This is a genomic window from Lentzea xinjiangensis, assembly GCF_900110955.1.
GTDB lineage: Bacteria > Actinomycetota > Actinomycetes > Mycobacteriales > Pseudonocardiaceae > Lentzea > Lentzea xinjiangensis.
The window spans coordinates 65,275-89,149 of the sequence record NZ_FOFR01000025.1 but is presented as its reverse complement, the minus strand read 5'-3'; the positions used below and the strand labels follow the sequence as shown (position 1 = coordinate 89,149).

Sequence of the window (23,875 nt, the reverse complement as noted above, 5' to 3'; positions counted from 1 at the left end):
TCCCCACGGGTGATCAGGTGAAACCCGCCGGGCGGGACCGGATGAACTCGACGAGGCCCCGAACAGTTCTCGTTCGACGCGGCGAAGACGCGTCGGCCGCCTCGCCTCCCCGGGGTGGGTCTGCCCCCTTCTTCGGTCGTTTGGCCGCGTTCGGCAGACGTCCGCAACAGCTAAAGAAAACAATTCTTTTAGCAGCACGGAATGCGTCCGGGTGTTCGCCTGAGTATCCGCGCGAAACATTCTTGTAGCGTCTTGACCAGGCGGAGATCGTCCTCCACAGTTTGGTCATGCGACGCTGACGTATTCGCTGTTCGTTCAGAGGGCGCGCGATGGACCACTCGGCGCAAGCGGTCGTTCGAACGTTGCCCGTGCCGCGGTTTACCCCCCGACCTCGACGAAGAGGAGCACGCCCATGGCCGGATCAGGCCATTCCCTGCCCACCGCCGTCCGCCGCACCCGCAAACGCCGCATGGCCGGCATCACCGCCGCCGTCGCCGTGCTGCTCGGCGGTCTGGTGGCGGCGTTCACCGCGGCGCCCGTGTCGGCGGCGACCGTCGACACCAACGCCTGGTACGTGTTGGTCAACCGCAACAGCGGCAAAGCGCTGGACGTCTACAACCTCGCCACGAACGACGGCGCCCGCATCACCCAGTGGGCCCGCAACGACGGCAACCAGCAGCAGTGGCAGTTCGTCGACTCCGGCGGCGGCTACTACCGGCTGAAGTCACGGCTGTCGGGCAAGGTCCTCGACGTCCACAACTTCTCCACCGCCGACGGCGCCGCCATCGTCCAGTGGGCCGACAGCAACGGCACGAACCAGCAGTTCCGCCTCGCCGACTCCGACGGCGGCCACGTGCGCCTGGTCAACCGCAACAGCAACAAGGCCGTCGAGGTCCAGGGCGGCTCCACCGCCGACGGCGGCAACGTCGTCCAGTACAGCGACTGGGGCGGCACCAACCAGCAGTGGCAGCTCGTCCGCGTCGGCGGAGGGACGGGTCCCACCACCACGACGACCACTCCGCCCGGCTCGTGCTCGCTCCCGTCGACCTACCGCTGGTCGTCGACGGGCCCGCTGGCGCAGCCGAAGCAGGGCTGGGTCTCGCTCAAGGACTTCACCCACGTCATGCACAACGGCAAGCACCTGGTCTACGCGACGACGCACGACACGGGGACGACGTGGGGCTCGATGAACTTCGGCACCTTCACGAACTGGTCCGACATGGCGTCGGCGAGCCAGAACGGCATGAGCACCGGAGCCGTCGCGTCCACGCTGTTCTACTTCGCGCCGAAGAACATCTGGGTGCTCGCCTACCAGTGGGGCCCGACCGCTTTCAGCTACCGGACGTCGAACGACCCCACCAACGCGAACGGCTGGTCGTCGCCGCAGCCGCTCTTCACCGGAAGCATCCCCGGCTCCAGCACCGGCCCCATCGACCAGACGCTCATCGGTGACGGCACGAACATGTACCTGTTCTTCGCCGGTGACAACGGCAAGATCTACCGCGCCACGATGCCCATCGGGAACTTCCCCGGCAACTTCGGCTCGTCCTGGACGCAGATCATGAGCGACACGACGGCCAACCTGTTCGAGGGCGTCGAGGTCTACAAGGTCCAGGGCCAGAACCAGTACCTCATGATCGTCGAGGCGATGGGGGCCAACGGGCGCTACTTCCGCTCGTTCACGTCCAGCAGCCTGGGCGGTTCGTGGACCCCGCAGGCCGCCACGGAGAGCAACCCCTTCGCCGGCAAGGCCAACAGCGGCGCCACCTGGACCAACGACATCAGCCACGGTGACCTGATCCGCACCAACCCCGACCAGACCAAGACCATCGACCCGTGCAACCTCCAGTTCCTCTACCAGGGACGCAACCCCAACTCCGGCGGAGACTACGGCCTCCTGCCCTACCGGCCGGGCCTGCTGACGCTGCAGCGCTGACGCGGGGAAGACCGGTGTGACACCGGAGAAGCAGGTCGGGATTCGTCTCGACCTGCTTCTCCGCGTCCGCCGTCGGCGGGCGCGCCGATGAGTTTCCCGCGTCGCGCCGGTCTGTGCACCGGAGACCGGCTCACGGGAGGCTGACGCCATGCGCAAACTGATCTTCGGCATGAACGTGACCCTGGACGGCTACGTCGTCGGGCCCGGCGACGACATCACCTGGGGCAAGGCGAGCGACGAGCTGTTCCAGTGGTGGACCGACCTCGAACGGGAGATCACCCTGTCGCTGTACGGGCGCAGGCTGTGGGAGGCGATGAGCTCCCACTGGCCGACCGGCGACCAGCGGCCAGGCGCCACGCCGGCGCAGATCGAGTTCGCGCGCATCTGGCGGGACACGCCGAAGGTGGTGTTCTCCTCGACGATCGGCGAGGTCGCCTGGAACACCCGCCTGGTCACCGGCGACGCGGTCACCGAGATCACCCGCCTCCTGGCCGGGGACGGCGGCCCGGCGAAGATCGGCGGCGCGACGCTGGCCGCGGCGGCTGTGCGGGCCGGCCTGGTCGACGAGTACGTCCTGGTGACCCACCCGGTCCTGGTGGGCGGCGGCCTGCCGTTCTTCACCGCGGTGGACAACTGGGTGGACCTGAACCTGGTGGAGACGCGAACCTTCCCCGGCGGGGTGGTGCTGACCAGGTACGAGACGAGGCGCTGAGCCACCAGGGGACACGTGCAGACTTGGGGTGTTCTCCCGCGCAGGCCGACGTCACTCCCCGGGAAGGTTCCACGTTGATGGACAAGCTGGGTTTCTTCGAAGTCGTCGACGTCGTCGAGACGGATCGCACTGCCGGACTCGGGATTCAGGGAGCCAGTGGGTTCGTCCTCGGGATCGCGGAAGAGGACGACTACCTCGGCTACCTGATCGTCGTCGACGGTGAGACCTACAACGTGCAGCCACCGGACGTGCGGGGCACCGGCAGGCACGTTCCGCGGGAATCCTTCTACCGGGGCGCGGCGATCACGGTGGCGCCCGAGGAGTACTCGGACTCAGAGGGGTGAACGATTCTCACCGGCTCGCCGGCATCTCCCGCGGTGGCAGGTTCGCCTTCTCACCACTGCCGGCAGTAGAGGCCGAGGTCACCGGCGGAACGGGCCAGCCGGGCGACGTCCTCGACCACCGCCCGCTGTTCCGCGGCGGTCAGCTCGTGCTCGTTCTGCTCGATGAGCCGTTCCCCCCAATACGACGCCAGCCGGTGCAGTTCGTCCGGTCCAGCCGCCGCGAGCGCGGTGACCAGCTCGGCGGAGACGACGAACACGCCGACACCGTCGTTGAGGAACTCCGCCACGTAGTGCGGCCACTTCCCGCTGTCGCGTCGTTCCGCGCCGCGAAGAACCCGACCCGCGAAGAACGCCGTCCAGTCCACGACGGCGTCGTCCGGGTCGAAACCTGTGCAGTTCACGCCGGTGAGTGTTCGCCCTGGACGGGATGAGCGCGTTCCCGCGGCGGTCGCGTCGTCCGGCGCGAGGAAGAACGTGATTTCAGCGGCCACGCGGCATGGTGGCACGGGGGCTACGACCGTCAACACGCCTATGGCGTGCGACACAACGCCGCCCGCCAGAGCGGTGAAACGAAGAATGCGGATGAACGCCCGAAAACAGAGAAGCAGGCCGAGACGAATCTCGACCTGCTTCTCCGGAGTACGCCGCCAGGGACTCGAACCCCGGACCCGCTGATTAAGAGTCAGCTGCTCTAACCAACTGAGCTAGCGGCGCTTGTTCATGACGGAGCCTTGCTGTTTCCGACACGAAGAACGTTAGCACAGGGCATCGAACGGGTTTTCGGGAGGGGGTCACCTCCGTGCGGGGGCCGGTCAGCGCGCGAACCACGTCCTGGCGGCGAGGACCAGCGCCTCGACACCGGTGGTCAGGGTCGGCTCGATGTCCGGTGCGAACTCGGGGGAGTGGTTCATCGCCACCGGGCGACCGGGTTCGCGGGTGGCGAAGTCGACGCCGCCGAAGAACCAGAACACCGTCGGAACGCCCGCGGCCGTGCCGAACACGCCGACGTCCTCGCTGGCGCTGACCACCGCGCCGGGGATCAGGCGCTCCCCGCCGAAGTGCTCGGTGAACGCGGCCATCGTCTTCGCCGTCGCGTCCGGATCGGACACCAGGACCGGTGTGCCGCCGTGCCAGTCGAACTCCGGCTCGCGGGGCGCCCCGGACGCGGCTGCCTCGGCGCGGATAATCCGTTCGACGGCGGCGCGGACGACGTCGCGCATGTGCTCGTTGAACGTCCGGATGCTGATGCCGAGTTCGGCCGTGTCCGGGATGACGTTCTCCTTCGTGCCGGCGTGCAGCCGTCCGACGGTGACGACGGCACGTTCGCCGGGGGAGACCTCGCGCGAGACGATGCCTTGCAGCCGTACGACGGCATGGGCGGCCATCAGGACCGGGTCGATCGCGGTCTCCGGTGCTGAACCGTGGCCGCCGCGGCCGAACAGCGTCACCGTGACCGAGTTGGACGCGGCCATCACCGGCCCGCTGCCGTACGCGATCATCCCCGCGGGCAGCGGCCCGACGTGCTGGGCCAGCACGACCTCCGGTGTGCCGAACCGGTCGAAGAGCCCGTCCTCGACCATGGCCCGCGCACCGGAACCCAGTTCCTCGGCCGGCTGGAAGACCACGAGCAACGTCCCCGACCACTCCTCGCGGGTCTGCGCGAGGCGGGCGGCCGCGCCGGCCAGGCACGTGGCGTGCATGTCGTGCCCGCACGCGTGGGCCACCGGGACCTCGTCGCCGTCGGCGGTGGTCCCGCGGACGGTCGAGGCGTACGGCAGGCCGGTGTTCTCCTCGACCGGCAGGGCGTCGATGTCCGCCCTGAGCATCACGAGCGGTCCGTCGCCGTTGCGCAGCACGCCGACGACGCCGGTGCCGCCGACGCCTGTGGTGACTTCGAAGCCCGAGGGGCGCAGAGCGCCCGCCAGCAGCTCGGCGGTGCGGAACTCCTGAAAGGACAGTTCCGGGTGCTGATGCAGGTCGCGGTAGAGGTCGTGCAGGTCCGTCATGGCTCTCCCCAGGCGCCGTGTGTTCCGTTGCTCCCGAGCAAGGCGCCGACTGGATCATCTCACCTCGCCGGACGCATCACGTGATGCCGCGGGCGTCCCCGAGCGGGTGGCGGTGCGAGAGGCGTTGGTCGCGCACCGCCGAGTTCCGCTCCACGGGCGCCGTGTGGCTTTCGGGCGCTGACAGGACGCGTGTTTAACTGGCGCCATGCCCGCCACCGGTACCAGCGCCAAGAGCGACGAACGACGCAGGGTCGTCGCGGTCGCGGACCGGGCCGTCCTGCGCTTCCTCGTGCACGCGAACTGCGCCGCCGGCGAGCCGCTGGTGGGCCAGGCCGTGCGCCAGTGCTACGCCAAGCAGGCCGGGGGCGGGATCCGTTGACGTCGGCTGAGCAGCCGGACCTCGCTTGGCGCGCCGAAGTGCTGGCGATCGTCACCGGCGACGACGAGTACGAGGCAGCGGACGCGTTGCTCTCGCTGGTCTACTACGACCCCGACGGGGTGTGGCTGGAAGGCGTTCTCCTGGGCATCATCGGGGATCCTGGTGCCGCGAAGTTGCACTACCTCGCCGTCGTCTGCCTGGGGCACGTCGCTCGCCTGCACCGTGCCGTCGACGAGCAGGTCACCGTCCCCCTGCTGGAACGGCTGAGGGCGGATCCAAAATTGGGCGGCGTAGCCGAGACGGCCTTGATGGACATCGATGTGCACGTGCGGGGCGACAGGACGAGCAAGCGCGATCTGTGACGCCGGCACAGACCAGGCCGCGGAAACCCAGCGGCTGGAAAATCGGGGCTGAAAAACGGAGAAGCAGGCCGAGACGAATCTCAGCCTGCTTCTCCGGTGTACGCCGCCAGGGACTCGAACCCCGGACCCGCTGATTAAGAGTCAGCTGCTCTAACCAACTGAGCTAGCGGCGCTTGTTTGTGTGCCGGTCACTTGCCGTTCCGGCGTGAAGAACGTTAGCACACGCTCTCGGCGGGCTCCCAATCGGCTGGTCAGCGCCTGTTTGGCGGTGCACCGGCCGGATAACGATCCGGCCACTCGGGCAACTTTCGGTGGCCTCGTGCCGTCACCTGATCGGGGGACGGCACAGCCACTTTCGTGGAGGCAGTCTCGGGAGTCGGTGACGATCAGATCGGAAGTGCGTCGATGGGGATGTGGGGCAGGCGCGGTCGCGGGGTGGTCGCGGCGGGGGTCGCTGTGATTCTGCTCGCAGGCTGTTCTGGTGGTGGCGGTGCGAGCACGGCAGGCGGCGGGGGCCAGTCGTCCAGTGCCGCGCCTCCGCCCAAGCCGGTCACGCTGACGCTGGCGCTGAACAACGGCGCGGCCGACGTGTCGCCGGGGCTGCCGGTCATCGCCACGGCGGCCGACGGGAAGCTGACCGACGTCAAGCTCTTCAACTCCGACGGCAAGGCCGTCGAGGGGAAGATGAACCCCGAGTCGACGCAGTGGACCAACACCGAGCCGCTCGGGTACTCGAAGACGTACAAGCTCGTCGCCGCGGCCACCGGTGAGGACGGCCAGTCGCAGACCAAGGAGTCGACCTTCACCACGGTGAAGCCGCGCACGCTCACCTACGTGTCGACGAACCCGCAGAACGGCACCACGATCGGCGTCGGGCAGCCGCTCGCCTTCTACTTCGACGAGCCGGTGGCCGACAAGGTCGCGGCCGAGAAGATGCTGGAGATCACCACCGAGCCCAAGGTGGAGGGCGCCTTCTACTGGTTCAACAAGAAGGAGGTGCACTGGCGTCCGGAGAAGTTCTGGAAGCCGGGCACCAAGATCACGATGAACATCAAGGTCTACGGCAAGCACGTCGGTGACGGCATCTACGGCCAGGAGGACCGCGTCATCACCACCACGGTGGGCGACGAGGTCATCCACTACGCCGACGGCCAGACGCACCAGGTGACCACCAAGGTCAACGGGCAGGTCGTGCGGACCATGCCGACCTCGATGGGCAAGCCGGCCGACGCCACGCCCACCGGCACCTACGTGCTGATGGAGAAGCACTCCCACATGATCATGGACTCGACCACGTACGGGCTGGCGCTGGAGAACGGCGGCTACCGCACCCCGGTCGACTGGGCGTACCGCATGTCCAACAGCGGCATCTTCTTCCACAGCGCGCCGTGGTCCATCGGCGACCAGGGGCACCGCAACGTGAGCCACGGCTGCCTCAACCTCTCGCCGGAGAACGCCAAGTGGGTGTTCGACACCAGCAGGCAGGGCGACGTCGTCATCGTCACCAACTCCGGTGGCCCGCCGCTCGAGTCGTGGGACGGCTTCGGCGACTGGCAGGTCCCGTGGTCGACCTGGGTGCAGGGCAACCGCTAGCTCAGGACGCCGTCACCTGGCCGCCGTCGACGGTCAGGTGGCGGTTCACCCGCACCGCTTCTAGCATCCGCCGGTCGTGCGTCACCAGCAGCAACGTGCCGGCGTAGTGCTCGAGCGCCTGCTCGAGCTGCTCGATCGCGACCAGGTCGAGGTGGTTCGTCGGCTCGTCCAGCACCAGCAGGTTCACGCCGCGGCCCTGCAGCAGCGCGAGCGCCGCCCTCGTCCGCTCCCCCGGTGACAGCGACGCCGCCGGACGCAGCACGTGCGCCGCCTTCAGCCCGAACTTCGCCAGCAACGTCCGCACGTCGGCGGGCGTCATCTCCGGCACGGCCTCCTGGAACGCGTCCACCAGCGGCAGCTCGCCCAGGAACAGCCCGCGCGCCTGGTCCACCTCGCCGACCACGACGCCGGAGCCCAGGGTCGCGTAGCCGGAGGACAGCTCCACCCGGCCGAGCAACGCGGCCAGCAGCGTCGACTTGCCCGCGCCGTTCGCGCCGGTGATCGCGACCCGGTCCGCCCAGTCGACCTGCAGGTCCACCGGGCCCAGCGTGAACGAGCCGCGGGTGACGACCGCCGCCCGCAGGGACGCCACGACAGCGCCGGAGCGGGGCGCCGCGGCGATCTCCATCCGCAGCTCCCACTCCTTGCGGGGCTCCTCCACGACGTCCAGGCGTTCGATCATGCGGTCGGTCTGGCGGGCCTTCGAGGCCTGCTTCTCGGTGGCGTCGGCGCGGAACTTGCGGGCGTTCTTGTCGTTGTCGCCCGCCTTGCGCCGGGCGTTCTTCACACCCTTGTCCATCCACGCCCGCTGCATGCGCGCACGGGCCTCCAACGAGGCTTTCGTGTCGGCGAACTCGTCGTACTCCTCCCGGGCGTGCTGACGGGCCCGCGCCCGTTCCTCGAGGTACGACTCGTAGCCGCCGCCGTACAGGCGCACGGAGTTCTGGTGCAGGTCGAGCTCCAGCACGCTCGTCACCGTGCGGGCCAGGAACTCGCGGTCGTGCGAGACGAGCACGGTGCCGGTGCGCAGGCCGGTGACGAACTTCTCGAGCCGTTCCAGCCCGTCGAGGTCGAGGTCGTTGGTCGGCTCGTCGAGCAGGAGGACGTCGTAGCGGCTCAGCAGCAACGACGCCATGCCCGCGCGGGCCGCCTGGCCGCCGGACAGCGAGGTCATCAACGCGTCCAGGCCCACCGTCAGGCCGATGTCGTCCAGGACCTCCTGCGAGCGTTCCTCCAGGTCCGCGCCGCCCAGCGCGAGCCAGCGGTCCAGCGCGTCGGAGTAGCCCTCGTCGTTCCCGGCGGTCAGCGCCTCGGTGGCGGCGTCCAGCGCGGCCTGGGCCTGCGCGACACCCGTCCGGCGGGCCAGGAAGTCGCGGACGGTCTCGCCTTCGAGGCGTTCCGGCTCCTGGGACAGGTGCCCCACGTTCGCGCCGGGCGGGTTCAGCGTCACGCGGCCCTGCTCGGGCGGGATCAACCCGGCCAGCGTCCGCAGCAGCGTCGACTTGCCCGCGCCGTTCACGCCGACCAAGCCGATCACATCGCCGGGAGCGACCACGAGGTCCAGACCGGAGAAGAGGACGCGATCACCGTGACCGGCGGCGAGGTCCTTGGCGACGAGCGTGGTCATGGGTTGTGCTCCGCGTCTGGGGGTCCGGGGGTCTGGGGGGCTCGGCCCCCAGAAAACACAACGAAGCCGGGTTGTGTCCGCGCTTTCTGCGAACACAACCCGGCTTGTCCGGGTGAGTGACGGGACTTGAACCCGCGACACCTGGGATCACAACCCAGTGCTCTACCGGCTGAGCTACACCCACCATCACCGGTCCGTGACCGGCGGGGAAAGCATAGCAACGGCATCCACCGAGAAAGAAATCAGGGGGTCACTTGACGTCCTTGAGCAGCTCAGCGGCCACGGCCTGGGCCTGTTCGGACGTCGGCCCCGGCTGCGGCACGAACGCCGTCCGCCGGTAGTACGCGAGCTCCCGGATCGACTCGACGATGTCCGCGAGCGCGCGGTGCGCGAGGCCCTTGCCCGGCTGCGCGTAGTAGATGCGCGGGTACCAGCGCCGGCACAGCTCCTTGATCGACGACACGTCGACCATGCGGTAGTGCAGGTGGGCGTCCAGCGCCGGCATGTCGCGGGCGATGAAGCCGCGGTCGGTGGCGATGGAGTTGCCGGCCAGCGGCGCGGTCCGCGGGTCGGGGACCCACTCCTTGATGTAGGCCAGCACGGCGGCCTCGGCCTCTTCCAGCGACACGGCGGAGGCGCGCACCTCCTCGGTCAGGCCCGACTTGGCGTGCATCTCCATGACGACATCCGGCATCGAGGCGAGCACTTCGTCATCCGCGTGGATCACAACGTCCACGCCGTCGCCGAGCACGTTCAGCTCGGCGTCCGTGACCAGTGCCGCGATCTCGATCAGAGCGTCCTTGCCCAAGTCGAGTCCGGTCATCTCGCAGTCGATCCACACCAGACGATCCATCACCCCGGGAACATTACTGCGCGGAGCGTCAACTTCGAGTGGCGGCGTGCGGCAACCTGGTTACGCTCCCCGTGCATGACGGCTCACGCTGAGATCGCCGCCGGGTACGCGTCCGAGGGCGCGGCTGTCGAGCTCGGCACCGTGCTGGCCGGCGGGGCGGTGGACCCGGCCGCCCGCGTCCGCCTCCCGCTGGCCGTGGTCAACCGCCACGGACTCGTCGCGGGCGCAACGGGAACCGGGAAGACGAAGACGTTGCAGCTGCTCGCCGAACAGCTCTCGGACAACGGCGTGCCGGTGCTGATGGCGGACGTGAAGGGCGATCTGTCCGGTCTGTCGCGGCAGGGCGAGGAGAGCGACCGGACCAGGTCCAGGGCCGCGGACACCGGTGACGACTGGCAGCCGCGGTCGTACCCGGTGCAGTTCCTGTCGCTCGGCGCCGGCGGCGCCGGGGTGCCGGTGCGCGCCACGGTCACGAGCTTCGGACCGGTCCTGCTGTCGAAGGTGCTGGGGCTGAACGACACCCAGGAGTCCACGCTCGGCCTGGTCTTCCACTGGGCGGACTCGAAGGGGCTCCCGCTGCTCGACACGAAGGACCTGCGCGGCGTCGTCCAGCACCTCACGAGCGACGAGGGCAAGGCGGACCTCAAGGGCATCGGCGGCGTCTCGGCCGCCACGGCGGGTGTGATCCTGCGGGCCCTGGTCAACCTGGAGGCGCGGGGCGGCGACAGGTTCTTCGGCGAGCCGGAGCTGGACCCGGCCGACCTGATGCGCGACCGCGACGGCAAGGGTGTCATCAGCCTGCTCGAGCTGGCCGAGCTGCGGGGCGACCCGGCGTTGTTCTCCACGTTCCTGATGTGGTTGCTGGCCGAGCTGTTCGAGACGCTGCCCGAGGAGGGCGACGTCGAGAAGCCCAAGCTCGTCTTCTTCTTCGACGAGGCACATCTGTTGTTCTCGAACGCCTCGAAGGCGTTCCTCGGCCAGATCACCCAGACCGTGAAGCTCATCCGGTCCAAGGGAATCGGCGTGTTCTTCTGCACGCAGCTCCCGACGGACATCCCCGGCGACGTGCTGTCGCAGCTCGGCGCGCGCGTTCAGCACGCACTGCGAGCGTTCACACCGGACGACCAGAAAGCGTTGGCGCGCACGGTGAAGACGTATCCGACCACGCCGCACTACGACCTGGAGAAAGCGCTCACGTCGCTCGGCATCGGCGAGGCGGTCATCACGGTGCTGAACGAGAAGGGTGCTCCGACACCGGTCGCGTGGACCCGGCTGCGCGCGCCGCGGTCGTTGATGGACACGATCGGCGACGACGCGATCCGGCAGGCCGCCCAAGGCTCTGATCTCCACCGCAAGTACGCGGAGACCGTCGATCGGGAGTCGGCCTACGAGCAGTTGCTCCGGAAAGTCGTTCCGCCCCAAGAGGAACGAGCCCCGGAACCTCCTGCGCCGGAACGGGAGGAACCGGGGCTCGCCGAGAAGGTGCTCGGCAACAGCGCCGTCAAGTCGTTCCTGCGGTCAGCCGGCAGCGCCCTGGCGCGCGAGATCACGCGGGGCCTCTTCGGGACCTCGCGCAAGCGACGCTGAGAGCACGGCCGCGCCGATGCAGAGCCCGCCCGCGACGTACCAGGCGAGGTCGTAGCTGCCCAGGTGGTCGCGCGTGAGTCCGGCGGCGGACGCGGCCAGCGCGGCACCGAGCTGGTGCGCGGCGAACACCCAGCCGAACACGACGGGGCCGGACGTGCCGAAGTACTGGCGGCACAACGCCACGGTCGGCGGCACGGTCGCGACCCAGTCCAGGCCGTAGAAGATGATGAACACCAGCATCGACGGGTGTGCCGACTCGCTGAAGAGCTGGGGCAGCAGCATCAGCGAGAGACCGCGCAGGGCGTAGTAGGCCGCCAGCAGCAGCCGCGAGTCGACCTTGTCGGTCAGCCAGCCGGACACGATCGTGCCCACGATGTCGAACACGCCGACGAGCGCGAGCAGCCCGGCCGCGGTCGTCGTCGGCATGCCGTGGTCGTGCGCGGCGGGGATGAAGTGCGTGCCCACCAACCCGTTCGTCGACGCGCCGCAGATCGCGAAACCACCGGCCAGCAACCAGAACGGCCGGGTCCTCGCGGCCTGGAGCAGGCCGCCGATCGCCCGGCGCGCCGCGCCACCGGCCGGCGGCGGGGGAGTGTCCTCGCTCGCGCCGAGCGGCAGCAGGCCCACGTCGCGCGGGTACTCGCGCAGGAAGAACGCCGCGAGCGGCACGACGGCCAGCGCGGCGATGCAGATCACCAGGGACGCGGGCCGCCAGCCGTAGGACTCGGACAGCCACGCCACCGTCGGCAGGAACACGAGCTGACCGGCCGCGCCGCCCGCCGTCAGCACGCCCGTGACCAGGCCGCGGTGCCGCACGAACCACCGCCCGGTGATCGTCGCGACGAACGCCAGCGCCATCGAGCCGGTACCGAGACCGACGACGACACCCCACAGCAGCACGAGCTGCCAGGACGCGGTCATGAACACCGTCAGCCCGCTGCCGAGCGCGACCATGGTCAACGCGAAGGTCACGACGACCCGCACGCCGAACCTGTCCATCAGCGCGGCGGCGAACGGCGCGGTCAACCCGTACAGCAGCAGGTTGATCGAGATGGCGAGCGAGATCGTACCGGTCGTCCAGCCGAACTCCGCCCGCAACGGCTCGATCAAGGCACTCGGAGCCGCGCGGAACGACGCGGCGCCCACCAGGGCGATGAACGAGACACCTGCGACAACCCAGGCCCAATGCAATCTCACGGCGATCAGCCTCCGTGATCGCGCACCCGGCGACCAGTGGCCCGATGGCCAACATGTGAAAGAATCAGGCCATGCACCGGATCGCCGTCCTCGCGCTCGAACAGTCCGTCGCGTTCGACATCGGCACCGCCACGCACATGTTCGCCCGGCTCCCGGGCGCCTACGAGGTCGTCGTCTGCTCGCCCGGTCGCCGCCCGATCCCCACCACCGGCGGCTTCACCATCGCACCCGAGCACGGGCTGGAGGTGCTCGCGGACGCGGACACGGTGCTCGTGCCGGGCACCCACTACCCGCCGGCGCGGGAGGGCAGGCTCGAACCGGCCGTGCTGGAAGCCCTCACGACGACGAAGGCGCCGCGGATCATGTCGATCTGCACGGGCGCGTTCGTGCTCGCGGCGGCCGGGCTGCTCGACGGCAGGCCGGCGACCACGCACTGGAAGACCACGGACCAGTTCCGCGCGCTGTACCCGAAGGTGCGCCTCAACCCGGACGTGCTGTTCGTCGACGACGGCGACATCCTCACCTCGGCGGGCGTCGCCGCGGGCATCGACCTGTCCCTGCACGTCATCAGGTCCGACCACGGCAGCGAGGCGGCGAACTGGGTCGCCCGCTACTGCGTCGTCCCCGCCTGGCGGCAGGGCGGCCAGTCCCAGTTCGTCGACCGCCCGGTGCCGAGCTACCCGGACACCTCCACCGCGCTCGCCCGCGAGTGGGCCTCCGAACGCCTCCAGGAACCGCTCGACCTCGCCGCGATGGCCGCGCAGGTGCGGATGAGCGTGCGCACCTTCACCCGCCGGTTCCGCGCCGAAACGGGCATGTCCCCCGGCCAGTGGCTGACCCAGCAGCGCGTCGAGCGGGCCCGGCACCTGCTGGAGTCCACCGACCTGCCGGTCGACCAGGTCGCCCGGCACTCGGGGTTCGGGACGGGCGCGGCGCTGCGGCAGCAGCTGGCGGCGTCGATCGGGGTCTCGCCGAGCGCCTACCGCCAGGCGTTCCGCTCGGCCTGAGACCTCGGCGACTCCACAGTGGACTGACTCACTCGTCGACCAGGAACGGCCGCAACAGGTCCGGCACGGCCTCGTCGGCGAGCGCCAGCCCGTCGGACTCGCCGACGTCGGTCACGTGGTAGATGCCCGCACCCGCCGCGGTGGTCGCCCCGATCGTCATCAGACCGCTGCGGCGCTGGAAGAACGACCGCCGGATGCGCCAGCCGATGATCCCGGTGCGCTGCAACGCGACCGTGCTGCGCACCAGGGAGTTGTTGCGCGTCACCAGGTAGCGGTCGTCGAGGGCGTTGCCGAGCGAGCGGTAGTTGTCCCAGCCGGCCAGCGCCGCGAACGGGATGATCGCCGCCGGGATGGGCCACGCCCAGGAGGGTGCCCAGACCGCCAGGCCGACCGCGATCACCACCCACGGCACGACGTGGCGGAACATGCTGCGGCGCAGCGCGGCGAACGGGTGCTTGCGCAGCTCCAGCGTCGTCGGGTCGTCCTCGACCTCCAGCACGTCCCGCGCCACCTGGTGCGCCACGGACAGCGGCGCGGGCGGCAGCAGCAGGTTGCTCTCGCCCTTCGCGCCCAGACCCGTCGTCACCGCGACGGCTTTCGCGCCCTTGCCCGCGCGGACCAGCAGCGGTTCCTGGATGTCGACACCGCGCAGGCGCTGCTCCTCCACGGAGACGGACCGCGTGGTGAGCAGTCCCCGTTGCACCCGCAGGGTCCCGTCCGGCTCGCGGGTCAGCCGGTAGTTCCAGAACTGCACCAGGTACAGCGGCACCGACAGCACGAGCCCGGCCACGACCAGCCCGACGGCGAACACGCCGAGCAGGGTGAAGCTGGGGTTCTCGAACAGCCACTCCCACAGGTCCTGCACCGGGTGCAGGCCGAGGTCGTCGGCGTAGTTGGACAGCACGCCGAAGAGGGCGCCGATGGCGACCAGGCCCGAGAGGGACAGCGGCGCGAACTTCAGCCACTTCAGGTCGAGCCGCGAGATGACCTCGGACTCCGGCAGAGCCGGTTCCTCCGGCGCTTCGCCGGTGGGCTCCGCGCCCGCCGGCCGGGGTGCGACCTGCTTCTGCAGCAACAGCACCCGCAGCCGTTCGGCCTCCTCCTGCGTCACCGCGTCGAGCGTCAGGCCGTCGGTGCCGGGAACGTCCTGCTGCCCGGTGCCGATCCGCACCGCCGACAGCCCGAACACCCGGTGGCCCGGCTTCGAGGTGAGGTCGACCGTCCTGATGCGATCGCGCGGCACCGCGAGCTGCTTGCGGGTCAACAACCCCGTGTGCAGCTCGACCTGCTCGTCGGTGATGCGGTACCTGGTGGTGCGCCAGATGAGGTAGCTGACCACGAGGATCACCGCCACCGTCGCGCCGCTCGCGATGAGCCGCCACTTCTCGCCGTTGCCGGTGAACAGCAGGACGAGGATGGGCACCAGCATCGCGATGCCCTCGTTGAGCGGCCGCACGATCAGCATGCGCACGTGCAGGCGGTGCCACTGGGCGGGCGGCTCGGTGAACTCCGGTGCGGCGGGCAGGCCCGCGGGCACCTCGGCGGGGGTGCTCACGTGGCATCACCCGGCGTCGCCTGCGTGGTGCTGGTCAGCTCCTCCACGAGCCGCCGCGCCACCTCCTGGTCCAGACCCTCGATCTCCACCGGGCCCGCCGCCGACGCGGTCGTCACCGTGACCGTCGACAGGCCGAGCAACTGCTGGAACGGCCCGCGCTTCGTGTCGACGGTCTGGATCCGCGACACCGGCGCGACCCGCCACTCCTGGCTCAGCCAGCCGGAGAGCGTGTAGACGGCGTCGGGCGTGGTCTCCCAGCGGTGCACGCGGTAGCGCCAGCTCGGCTCGACCGCGGTGTGCACGAGCCCGATCACCAGCGTGGCGACCAGGAGCGCCAGCTCCCACGTCGGCGGCTCGTCCACCAGCAGGAACACGATCAGCTGCGGCACGAAGAGGACGAGCCAGAACACGGCGGCCTGCATCGTCCACAGCAGGACGGACTTCGGACTCACCTGGTGACGAGGAGCGCGCAGTTGCAGAGTCACCCCCCAAGGGTGCACCACTCGTGCCTGGTGGTGTGGCCAGGTGTGTCAATTGGCGCCCCGCCGGCGAGGTGGTCCCGCGTGCGAGGGAGGCAGGACCACCTCGTCGGCCCGGCGATCAGGGGGCCGCGCAGTACGGGGGCATGAAGCCCGCGTCGGGGTCGTCGGCGGAAGCCGCGCCCACCGGCATCGCCAGGGCGGCCACGGCGAGTACCGCGGCGGCGATGGTCCGGGCGATAGTGTTCAGCTTCATTGAGGTGCTCCGTTCGTTAGGTGGCGGCCGTGGATGAGAGCAGGAAGTCGTTGACGAGGTTCGGCGCCCGGCTGCGGGCCGTCCGGCTGCGACGCGGTCTGTCGCAAAAGGACCTCGCCTGCCCCGGGGTGTCCATGAGCTACGTCTCGCGGCTCGAGTCCGGCGAACGGGTGCCGTCGCCCGCGGTCGTGCGCAGGCTCGCCGAGGTGCTCGGCGTCGACGCCTCCGAGCTGGTCGTCGACGAGGACCGCACGGCGGTGCAGGACGAGGCGCTGGCGTGGTGCGAGGCGCTGTTCGCCTACCACGACGGCGACCTGGTCCTGGCCGTCGACCTGCTGGAGGCACTGGGAAAGCGGGCGGACGAGGAGATGTTCGGCTGGTGCGCGCGCTGGACGCGCCTCGCGGTGCTGGCGAGACAGCGCGACCACGAGGGACTGCTGCTGGCGGCGGCGAAGTTGCGCAAGTCGTGGTCTCCCGGTCCGGCGGTGGACGCCCTCGTGGAGATCCTGCGCGCATCCTCGTTGCGGCGCCTCGGCCGGACGGCCGAATCCGTGCGGGCCGCGAGCGAGGCCGTCGAGCTGGCCGGTGGTGACGGCGAACGGGTGCGCCGCGTCCACACCCGCGCGCTCATCGCGTTGTGCGCGGAACTGACCGCGGCCGGGAGGCTGGCCGACGCCGAACAGGTGGTGGACCAGCTCTCGGCGCGGCTGCCGGGGCTCGGACGCGACCGGCTCGCCATCTCGACGTGGTGGGCGCGCGCGAAGGTGGCGGACCGCCTGGGGGACCGCACCGAGGCCGGGCACTGCATCCGCGAGGCCGTGTCGATGCTCGACGACTTCGACGGCGATCCCGGGTACCGGTGCCGCGTCCGCCTGGCCGGCGCGTCGATCGCCTTGCGGACGCCCGGCGCGAACCTCCACGACGTCGTGTCGTTGCTGGACGCGGTGGAGACGACGGCCGCGGCGATGCGGCAGCAGGACGGGCTGCTCGCACACGCCCGCGCGCTGCGGGCGGAGCTCGCGTTGCGCGACGGTGAGGTCGGCCGGGCGCGGGAGCTCGCCCGGAGCGCGATCGCGACGGGACGGCTCGACGCGGAGCAGCAGCTCCGGTGCCACCTGCTGCTGGTGCGGGCGGCCGACGAGATCGACCAGGACGGCGACGCGGGCGCGCGCACGGCACTGGCCGCTCTGCTGGAGCACATCAACCCCGAGGGCGTTGATCCGCTCCTGTGGCGCGACGTGGCTCGCATCGCGTTGCGCAGGCACTGAGCGCGCAGACGCCGGCCACGGGCGGCGTTGCCCGATCATGGCCGCTCTCGCTCCTTAACTGGACACCTTGTCAACGGAGCATGACACAGAGGGGTCACCCGCCACATCACCCAATTTCCCGCCCGAAAGATGGGTAGAACACCCGCAAACCGGCAGTAGCCCGTCTGCGGCGAGCGGCCGAACGGGCGATGCGGACAACGCCTCGGGTGCCGGTTGTCAACTAGTTGACAGCGGGTGACTCGGGGGCGGTCAGGTTCATCCACCAGACGACGGCTCCGGCGCGGCCGTTGACCTCAAGGGTGGCGTAGATGCGCTGGAGGTGGTTCTGCACGGTCTTGGGGGACAGGCCGAGCGTCTCCGCGACCACCGCCGTGCCGGCGCCGGCGGCGACCAGTCGCAGCACCTCGATGCCGCGCTTGGTGAGCCCGGCCCGCAACGCGCACGCGATCCGGGTGTTCGTGTGTTCCGCGGTGGCGGTCTCGCGCAGCTCACCGCTCTGCGGCACGCGCACCACCGCGTTCTCGCGCTTGGGCTCGAAACGCCTGTGCGCCAACTGCTCCACGAGCCGCGCCGACAGGTCGTGCTCGCGCATCCGCAGCAGGTCGCGGCCTTCCTGCAGCTCCCACAACCGGTACTGCTCAAGCTGGATCCGCGCGTGCCGCAGCGCCCGTTCGAAGTCACCGGACCGCTCGTGCGCCTCGCTGAGCTGCTGGTGCGCGTGCACCGCGACCTCGCGCGCCAGGCAGCTCATCGCGAGCTCGGCGGCCTGGGTGAGCTGGGCGATCTGGTCCGGGTACCGGCCTCGCGCCCCGCTGAGCCGCGCCCGCGCCATCAGCGCCTCCGCCCGAGCCACCGGGCGGTTCCTTCCGGCAAGCAACTGGTCAGCGCGCTGCCAGCTACGCTGCGCGCGGTCAAGTTCACCCAGATCGATGCGCACGTGTGTCAGCAGCACGTTGACCATCGCCATCCGCACCGGGTCGCCGACCTGCTTCCACCGGTCGCGCACCTGCGCGCTCAACGCCTCCGCGCGCCGCAGCTTGCGCACGCAGGGCTCGCCGTCGAGGCTGCACCGGCTCTCCTCGGTGCGGATCATGCAGTGCTCGTGGTACTGCAGGCGCATCACCTTCGCCTGCTCGAACAGCACCGAGCCGATCAGCTCGTTGTCACCGGTCAGCTCGGCCAGGCCGAGCGCGCGGGACAGCGAGTGGAAGCTGCGCTCCCGCGAGTCGAGCCGCAGCTCCACCACGGCGCGGGAGAAGCTGCACCGCGCCTGGAGTCCGATGTGGCGGTTCGCCGCCGCGATCTCCTGCACCCGGTCGATCGTGTCGAGCGCGCTCGGCCACAGCCCGCGCTTGCCGAGCGCCACCGACTGCGTCAGCACGACCTGCGCGACACCCGCGACGTCGTCCAGCCACGTGAACGCGGCAACGGCCTTCTCGGCGAACTCCAGGGCTTCGCCCGGTCTGCCCTCGTCCAGCGCGATGCGCGCCTCGCGCAGGTTGTGCACGGCGTTGGACCGCGGGTCCGTCGTCCTGCCGGGAACCGTCATCGGTGCCTCGCCCCCTCACCAGGGGGCGAGCCTACTGCCGCTCGCGCAGCCGGTTCTTCACGACTTTCCCGGCGGCGTTGCGCGGCAGCTCGTCGACGAAGAAGACGTCGCGGGGGACGGAGAACCGCGCGAGGTTGGCCTTCACGTGCTCGCGCACGCGTTCCGCCGTCAGGGTTTCCGCGCCGACGACGTAGGCCGCGAGCCGCTGGCCGAACTCGTCGTCCGGCACGCCGAGCACCGCCACCTCCGTGACGCCGTCCAGTTCCGAGAGCAGGTCCTCGACCTCGCGCGGGTAGACGTTCTCGCCACCGGAGACGATCATCTCGTCGTCCCGGCCCGCCACGAACAGCAGGCCGTCCTTGAGGTAGCCGAGGTCGCCGGTCGACATCAGGCCGTCCAGCGACTCCTTGCTCGTGCCGTTGGTGTAGCCGTCGAAGAGCATCCCGTTGCCGACGAAGATCCGGCCGATCTCGCCGGGCGCCACCGGTTTCCCTTGTTCGTCCACAATGGCCAGACGGGTGCCGAGGGGTGGTTTCCCGGCGGTTCCCGGTTCGGCGAGCATCTCCTCCGGGGTCGCGATGCTCGCCCAGCTCACCTCCGTCGAGCCGTAGAGGTTGTAGAGCACCGGGCCGAACTCCTCGAGCGTGCGGCTCGCGACCTTCGGCGGCAGGGACGAGCCGCTGGAGGCGATGACCCGCAGCTTCGGGCGGTGCGGCACCTCCAGCATCCGTTGCAGCATCACGGGGACGACGAACATCGCCGTGCACCGCTCGGCGTCCCTGAGCGCCTGCTCGGGGTCGAACCTCCTGCGCAGCACCAGGGTGGCGCCGAGCACGAGGCCGAGCTGGAACGCGGCGAGGCCCCAGGCGTGGAACAGCGGGGAGGTGATCGCGATGACGTCGCCGTGCCTGAGCGGAATCCGCGACAGCAGCGCGGCGGCGGGGGCGAGGCTCGCGGGCTCCGGCCGCCGGGCGCCCTTCGGCGCGCCGGTCGTGCCGGAGGTGAGGATGATCAGCCGGCCGCGCGGCGGCCTGCGCGGGAGGGGAGTCGTGGGACCGTTGAGCACGAGCGACTCGAGCTCGTCGCTGAAGAAGGTCGGGACGTCGGGCAGGACGTCGGCGAACTCGCGGTCGGCGACGATCCGGTCGATCCGCTGGTCCCGCGCGACCGCCGCCAGCTGCCCGGCGCTCAGGCCGGTGTTGAGCAGGACGGCGTCGGCGCCGATCTTCGTGCAGGCGGTCATCGTCTCGATGAAGCCGCGGTGGTTGCGGCACAGCAGGCCGATGCGCTCCCCGGCGCGGAAGGCGTGCGCGAGCCGGCTGGTGCGCTCGTCGACCTCCGCGTACGTGAGCACGCCGTCGTCGTCGATGATCGCCGCGCGGTCCGGGTGCCTGGCCGCGCCGGTCCGGTAGCCCCACGCGAGCGTGATGTCCCACTGGAGGTACCCGAGCAGGGTCCCGGCGAGCCCGCGCGGGCCCAGCGGGCGGATCACTCCGGCTTTGACCAGGGTCAGCAGCACGCGGGTCACCATGCACCCCACTCTGCCACTAACCTACTTGCGAGTAGGTAACGCTGTGACGGCGGTCACGTCTCGGTGTCGGAGGCGCTCACGACGGCATCGCGCAGTGCGGCCCGCAGGCGGCCGACTTCCAGTGGGGTGAGAACAGCGGCTTCTCCCGGGGGCACGGTGATCACGATGTGCCCCTGGCTGACGAACACCGTCATGTCCCGTCGGCGCGAGGCGATGTCGCGGCAGCTCACCTGCCACTCGTCTTTGGCTCCCACGGGTTTCTTCCTCCAGCTCATCCGGCGCGCCGGCTCGGCGGTTCCGGCGCTCGCACCAATTAGACGCGATGAACCGAAGGTCATGACGACGAATTCGCGCCGTCTGCCGGGTAGTTGCGCCTGGTCGCGGTCAGTGTCGTGGGTCGCAAGGCAAAGTGTCACTCGATGGGGTGACGATGGCGCTGCTGCAACGCATTGTGATTGCCGCTGCCGGACTCGTCGGGGGAATTCGGTGCACGGGTCTACAGGCAGGAGCCGTGCACGGGCGTTTCGCTGTTGGCGAGGTCGATCAGCGCTTGGCGGATGACCGTCATCTCCTCGTGCGTGAAGCGCGCGCGGAAAGCGCGTTCGACCTCCGCGAGGGCGTCCCCGGCCTGCTTCTGCAACTCCCGGCCCCGGTCGGTGATCACCGGGGTGCGCACCCGGCGGTCGTTCGGGTCGGGGACGCGGGTGACCAGGCCGGCTCGCTCCAGCTTGTCGAGCTCGCTCGTGAGCGTCGTCTTGTCGAGGCCGAGCATGGCGCCGAGCTTGAGCTGGGTGCGCTGGGCCTCCTCGTTCGCGAGCGTCTGGAGGATCAGCTGACCGCGGACGGACACGCCGAACTTCGCGATCTCCTCGGCGAACGCGGCACCGACCCGCTGGGTCGCGCGGTGCAGCAGCCAGTTGAAGTCCCACTTCTCCGCGCAGGCGTGGTGCAGCTGCGGCTCCTCCTCCATGTGACCCATCCTACCTCCCAGGTCAGATGTTCTTGAGTGAGAACGTCTTGATTCGGAAGTTCTTCGATCGTATGTTCTTGGCATGACCAATCTGCTGCACATCGACTCGAGCATCCGCCGCGAAGGATCCGTGACCCGCGAGATCACCGGGTCGTTCGCCGACGTCTGGCGGTCCGCGAACCCGGAGGGCGGCTACACCTACCGGGACCTCAACGCGACGCCGGTCCCGCACGTGGACGGCACGGAGCACGGCGTCCAAGCCGAGCTGGTCGCCGAAGTCAGGGCGGCGGACGTGATCCTCATCGGCGCGCCGATGTACAACTTCTCGATCCCGTCGACGTTGAAGGCCTGGATCGACCAGGTCGCCACCAGGGAGTTCTTCCCGCGCGAGGACGGCACCTACGAGCTGGGCGGCAAGCGCGTCGTCGTCGTGACCGCGCGGGGCGGCTCGTACAAGCCGGGCACGCCGCGCGAGGGCTTCGACTTCCAGGAGCCGTACCTGCGGGCGGTGCTGTCGATGATCGGGCTCGACCGGAACCTCGAGTTCGTGCACGCCGAGCTGACGCTCGCCGACGTCAACCCGCAGCTGCACCAGTTCCGCGAGCTCGCGGTCGAGTCGCTCGCCGACGCGCACCGCGTGGTCAAGGAGCTCGCGTCCGCCTAACCTGGCGGCATGATCGACAAGGTCGCCTGGATCCACCTGGTGGACGGCCGGGTGCTCGGCACCAGGTCAGCCGGCAAGGACACCTACTACCTGCCCGGTGGCAAGCGCGAGCCGGGGGAGTCCGACGTCGAGACGCTCGTGCGCGAGATCCGCGAGGAGCTGTCGGTCGACATCGACGCGGCGTCGGCGGAGCACCTCGGCACGTTCGAGGCGCAGGCGCACGGCCGCTCGCCGGGGGTGACCGTGCGGATGACCTGCTACACCGCGTCGTTCGCGGGGGAACCGGTGGCGTCGGCGGAGATCGAGGAGCTGGCGTGGCTCACCACCGCTGACGCGGACCGGATCTCGCCCGTCGACCGCGTCATCTTCGCCCACCTCCACGAAGCGGGGCTGCTGCGCTGACGGGCGCTCACCGGTGACGCCGCGAACCCCCGGAGACGGCGGTGGGAGGCGGGCAGCGCTCTCCTCCCACTTCAACGTATAGCGCACCCCGGGTCTTGCGGCAAGCCCCCAGGTACGGTCCATCATTTCCCGGCCACTGGCTCTCACCTGGGGAAATGAGGAAGTCCATGATCGACGTCATCATCGCCGGCGGTGGTCCGACCGGCATGATGCTGGCCGGCGAGCTGCGGTTGCACGGCGTGCGGGTGGTCGTGCTGGAGCGGGACCCGGAACCGAACCAGGTGGTGCGGTCGCTCGGCCTGCACGCGCGCAGCCTGGAGGTCCTGGACCAGCGCGGCATCGTGGACCGGTTCCTGGCGCTGGGCACGAAGCACCCGCTCGCCGGCTTCTTCGCGGGCATCGACAGGCCGGCGCCGCAACGGCTCGACACCAAGTACCCGCACACCCTCGGCCTGCCGCAGCCGGTCACCGAGCGCCTGCTCACCGAGCGCGCCCTGGAGACCGGTGCGGAGGTCCGGCGCGGCAGCGCGGTGACGGGCCTCGCGCAGGACGACGAGGGCGTGACCGCCGAGCTGGCCGACGGCACCGCGGTGCGGGCGCGCTACCTGGTCGGCTGCGACGGCGGGCGCAGCACCGTGCGCAAGCTCGCCGGCATCGACTTCCCCGGCGAGCCGTCGCGGGTGGACACGCTGCTGGGGGAGATGGAGATCGGCGTGCCCCACGAGGAGGTCGTGCCGGTGATGACCGAGGTCCGCAAGACGCAGAAGCGGTTCGGTCTCGGCCCGATCGGCGGCGGCCGGTACCGGGTGGTCGTGCCCGCCTCCGACGTGGCGGAGGACCGCGCGGTCATGCCGACGCTCGACGACTTCCGGCGCGAGCTGCGCCGGGTCGCCGGCACGGACTTCGGGGTGCACTCGGCGCGCTGGCTGTCCCGCTTCGGCGACGCCACCCGGCAGGCCGAGCGCTACCGGTCCGGCCGCGTGCTCCTCGCGGGCGACGCGGCGCACGTCCACCCGCCGACCGGTGGCCAGGGGCTCAACCTCGGCCTGCAGGACGCCTTCAACCTGGGCTGGAAGCTCGCGGCCGCGGTGCGCGGCCGGGCACCGGAGGACCTCCTGGACACCTACCAGGCCGAACGGCATCCGGTGGCCGCGGAGGTGCTCGACAACACCAGGGCCCAGATCGAGCTGATGAAGGTCGAGCCGGGACCGCGGTCGGTGCGGCGGCTGCTCACGGAGCTGGTGCGGTTCGAGGAGGTCAACCGGTACCTGGTCGAGAAGATCATCGCGATCTCGATCCGGTACGACTTCGGCTCCTCCGACGACCTGGTGGGCCGCCGGATCGGGGACCTCGCGCTGCGGCGCGGCGGGCTCTACGACCGGATGCACGCCGGTCGCGGCGTCCTGCTCGACCAGACCGGCCGGCTGTCGCCCGGCGGCTTCTCCGACCGCGTCGACCACCTGGCCGAGGTGAGCGAGGAGCTGGACGCCCCGGCAGTGCTGCTGCGGCCGGACGGGCACGTGGCGTGGGCGGGGGAGGACCAGCGGAGTCTCGACGGCCAGCTCGCCCGCTGGTTCGGCGCTGCCTGAGGTCACCCG

General features: G+C 70.2%; 24 protein-coding genes and 3 tRNA genes. 12 read left to right on the top strand and 15 right to left on the bottom strand.

Features of this window, described 5'->3' with window-relative positions; genetic code table 11:
* The first annotated feature begins 469 nt into the window (after window positions 1-469).
* From BMW88_RS35485 to BMW88_RS35475, 3 genes are all read left to right on the top strand, one after another.
* The gene (locus tag BMW88_RS35485; RefSeq protein WP_089959822.1) at window positions 470-1,936 is read left to right on the top strand and encodes a non-reducing end alpha-L-arabinofuranosidase family hydrolase; all 1,467 of its coding nucleotides are present in this window, start codon (window positions 470-472) and stop codon (window positions 1,934-1,936) included.
* A 148-nt stretch (window positions 1,937-2,084) separates the two neighbouring features.
* Window positions 2,085-2,648, top strand: coding sequence for a dihydrofolate reductase family protein (locus BMW88_RS35480; protein ID WP_089959710.1), 564 nt, complete (start codon window positions 2,085-2,087; stop codon window positions 2,646-2,648).
* Between the two features lie 77 nt (window positions 2,649-2,725).
* Entirely contained in the window at window positions 2,726-2,992 is a 267-nt protein-coding gene (locus BMW88_RS35475; RefSeq protein WP_089959707.1) for a hypothetical protein, read from the top strand.
* Window positions 2,993-3,042: 50 nt separating this feature from the next.
* Here the strand turns inward: BMW88_RS35475 and BMW88_RS35470 are convergent, their stop codons facing one another.
* The 3 genes from BMW88_RS35470 to BMW88_RS35460 all read right to left on the bottom strand — a co-directional run bounded on the left by BMW88_RS35470 (window position 3,043) and on the right by BMW88_RS35460 (window position 4,998).
* Entirely contained in the window at window positions 3,043-3,393 is a 351-nt protein-coding gene (locus BMW88_RS35470) for a hypothetical protein (RefSeq protein ID WP_089959704.1), read from the bottom strand.
* A 239-nt stretch (window positions 3,394-3,632) separates the two neighbouring features.
* Window positions 3,633-3,706, bottom strand: a tRNA-Lys gene (locus BMW88_RS35465).
* Window positions 3,707-3,804: 98 nt separating this feature from the next.
* Window positions 3,805-4,998, bottom strand: coding sequence for an amidohydrolase (locus BMW88_RS35460; RefSeq protein WP_089959701.1), 1,194 nt, complete (start codon window positions 4,996-4,998; stop codon window positions 3,805-3,807).
* Between the two features lie 205 nt (window positions 4,999-5,203).
* Between BMW88_RS35460 and BMW88_RS42990 the strand changes: the two genes are divergently transcribed.
* Entirely contained in the window at window positions 5,204-5,377 is a 174-nt protein-coding gene (locus BMW88_RS42990) for a hypothetical protein (protein ID WP_218148326.1), read from the top strand.
* Complete coding sequence (locus tag BMW88_RS35450) at window positions 5,374-5,739, top strand: hypothetical protein (RefSeq protein WP_089959700.1); 366 nt, start codon at window positions 5,374-5,376, stop codon at window positions 5,737-5,739. The genes BMW88_RS42990 and BMW88_RS35450 overlap by 4 nt, the downstream gene beginning before the upstream one ends.
* A gap of 99 nt (window positions 5,740-5,838) precedes the next feature.
* Here the strand turns inward: BMW88_RS35450 and BMW88_RS35445 are convergent.
* A tRNA-Lys gene (locus BMW88_RS35445) sits at window positions 5,839-5,912 on the bottom strand.
* A gap of 283 nt (window positions 5,913-6,195) precedes the next feature.
* On the opposite strand from BMW88_RS35445, the gene BMW88_RS35440 reads away from it, so the two are divergent.
* A complete protein-coding gene (locus BMW88_RS35440; protein ID WP_342715322.1) occupies window positions 6,196-7,332 on the top strand; it encodes a L,D-transpeptidase in 1,137 nt (378 codons plus the stop codon).
* Window position 7,333: 1 nt separating this feature from the next.
* On the opposite strand, the gene BMW88_RS35435 is transcribed toward BMW88_RS35440, so the two are convergent.
* The 3 genes from BMW88_RS35435 to orn form a co-directional block, all read right to left on the bottom strand.
* Complete coding sequence (locus BMW88_RS35435; protein ID WP_089959695.1) at window positions 7,334-8,959, bottom strand: ABC-F family ATP-binding cassette domain-containing protein; 1,626 nt, start codon at window positions 8,957-8,959, stop codon at window positions 7,334-7,336.
* Window positions 8,960-9,070: 111 nt separating this feature from the next.
* Window positions 9,071-9,143 (bottom strand) — tRNA-His (locus BMW88_RS35430).
* Window positions 9,144-9,209: 66 nt separating this feature from the next.
* Window positions 9,210-9,815, bottom strand: coding sequence for an oligoribonuclease (gene orn, locus BMW88_RS35425; protein WP_089959692.1), 606 nt, complete (start codon window positions 9,813-9,815; stop codon window positions 9,210-9,212).
* A 72-nt stretch (window positions 9,816-9,887) separates the two neighbouring features.
* Here orn and BMW88_RS35420 point away from each other — a divergent pair, with 72 nt between their 5' ends.
* Window positions 9,888-11,399, top strand: coding sequence for a helicase HerA-like domain-containing protein (locus BMW88_RS35420; RefSeq protein ID WP_089959688.1), 1,512 nt, complete (start codon window positions 9,888-9,890; stop codon window positions 11,397-11,399).
* Here BMW88_RS35420 and BMW88_RS35415 read toward each other — a convergent pair.
* Window positions 11,331-12,605, bottom strand: a complete 1,275-nt coding sequence (locus tag BMW88_RS35415) for an MFS transporter (protein WP_089959686.1) — start codon at window positions 12,603-12,605, stop codon at window positions 11,331-11,333. The two genes, BMW88_RS35420 and BMW88_RS35415, sit on opposite strands and share 69 nt — an antisense overlap.
* Before the next feature lie 62 nt (window positions 12,606-12,667).
* On the opposite strand from BMW88_RS35415, the gene BMW88_RS35410 reads away from it, so the two are divergent.
* The gene (locus BMW88_RS35410) at window positions 12,668-13,603 is read left to right on the top strand and encodes a GlxA family transcriptional regulator (protein WP_089959682.1); all 936 of its coding nucleotides are present in this window, start codon (window positions 12,668-12,670) and stop codon (window positions 13,601-13,603) included.
* 28 nt (window positions 13,604-13,631) lie between these two features.
* Here BMW88_RS35410 and BMW88_RS35405 read toward each other — a convergent pair whose 3' ends face one another.
* The 3 genes from BMW88_RS35405 to BMW88_RS44180 all read right to left on the bottom strand — a co-directional run bounded on the left by BMW88_RS35405 (window position 13,632) and on the right by BMW88_RS44180 (window position 15,893).
* On the bottom strand, window positions 13,632-15,158 hold the full coding sequence (locus BMW88_RS35405; protein ID WP_245778278.1) for a PH domain-containing protein: 1,527 nt from the start codon (window positions 15,156-15,158) through the stop codon (window positions 13,632-13,634).
* On the bottom strand, window positions 15,155-15,637 hold the full coding sequence (locus BMW88_RS35400; protein WP_245778281.1) for a PH domain-containing protein: 483 nt from the start codon (window positions 15,635-15,637) through the stop codon (window positions 15,155-15,157). The genes BMW88_RS35405 and BMW88_RS35400 overlap by 4 nt, the downstream gene beginning before the upstream one ends.
* 121 nt (window positions 15,638-15,758) lie before the next feature.
* Window positions 15,759-15,893, bottom strand: a complete 135-nt coding sequence (locus BMW88_RS44180) for a hypothetical protein (protein WP_281249495.1) — start codon at window positions 15,891-15,893, stop codon at window positions 15,759-15,761.
* 29 nt (window positions 15,894-15,922) lie between these two features.
* On the opposite strand from BMW88_RS44180, the gene BMW88_RS35395 reads away from it, so the two are divergent.
* Window positions 15,923-17,161, top strand: coding sequence for a helix-turn-helix transcriptional regulator (locus tag BMW88_RS35395; RefSeq protein ID WP_177221575.1), 1,239 nt, complete (start codon window positions 15,923-15,925; stop codon window positions 17,159-17,161).
* 220 nt (window positions 17,162-17,381) lie between these two features.
* Here the strand turns inward: BMW88_RS35395 and BMW88_RS43735 are convergent, their stop codons facing one another.
* The 4 genes from BMW88_RS43735 to BMW88_RS35375 all read right to left on the bottom strand — a co-directional run bounded on the left by BMW88_RS43735 (window position 17,382) and on the right by BMW88_RS35375 (window position 21,211).
* Window positions 17,382-18,710, bottom strand: a complete 1,329-nt coding sequence (locus BMW88_RS43735; protein ID WP_089959676.1) for a LuxR C-terminal-related transcriptional regulator — start codon at window positions 18,708-18,710, stop codon at window positions 17,382-17,384.
* A gap of 31 nt (window positions 18,711-18,741) precedes the next feature.
* Window positions 18,742-20,241: an AMP-binding protein gene (locus BMW88_RS35385; protein ID WP_177221574.1), complete on the bottom strand. Its 1,500-nt coding sequence runs from the start codon at window positions 20,239-20,241 to the stop codon at window positions 18,742-18,744.
* Between the two features lie 53 nt (window positions 20,242-20,294).
* Window positions 20,295-20,495, bottom strand: a complete 201-nt coding sequence (locus BMW88_RS35380) for a hypothetical protein (protein WP_342715321.1) — start codon at window positions 20,493-20,495, stop codon at window positions 20,295-20,297.
* 242 nt (window positions 20,496-20,737) lie between these two features.
* Window positions 20,738-21,211 (bottom strand): MarR family winged helix-turn-helix transcriptional regulator, encoded by a 474-nt coding sequence (locus BMW88_RS35375; protein ID WP_089959670.1) that lies wholly within the window; start codon window positions 21,209-21,211, stop codon window positions 20,738-20,740.
* Window positions 21,212-21,293: 82 nt separating this feature from the next.
* Between BMW88_RS35375 and BMW88_RS35370 the strand changes: the two genes are divergently transcribed.
* The 3 genes from BMW88_RS35370 to rox all read left to right on the top strand — a co-directional run bounded on the left by BMW88_RS35370 (window position 21,294) and on the right by rox (window position 23,866).
* The gene (locus tag BMW88_RS35370) at window positions 21,294-21,875 is read left to right on the top strand and encodes an FMN-dependent NADH-azoreductase (RefSeq protein ID WP_089959666.1); all 582 of its coding nucleotides are present in this window, start codon (window positions 21,294-21,296) and stop codon (window positions 21,873-21,875) included.
* 9 nt (window positions 21,876-21,884) lie between these two features.
* Window positions 21,885-22,277, top strand: coding sequence for an NUDIX hydrolase (locus BMW88_RS35365; RefSeq protein ID WP_089959662.1), 393 nt, complete (start codon window positions 21,885-21,887; stop codon window positions 22,275-22,277).
* Window positions 22,278-22,444: 167 nt separating this feature from the next.
* Window positions 22,445-23,866: a rifampin monooxygenase gene (rox, locus tag BMW88_RS35360; protein ID WP_089959660.1), complete on the top strand. Its 1,422-nt coding sequence runs from the start codon at window positions 22,445-22,447 to the stop codon at window positions 23,864-23,866.
* Window positions 23,867-23,875 lie beyond the last annotated feature (9 nt).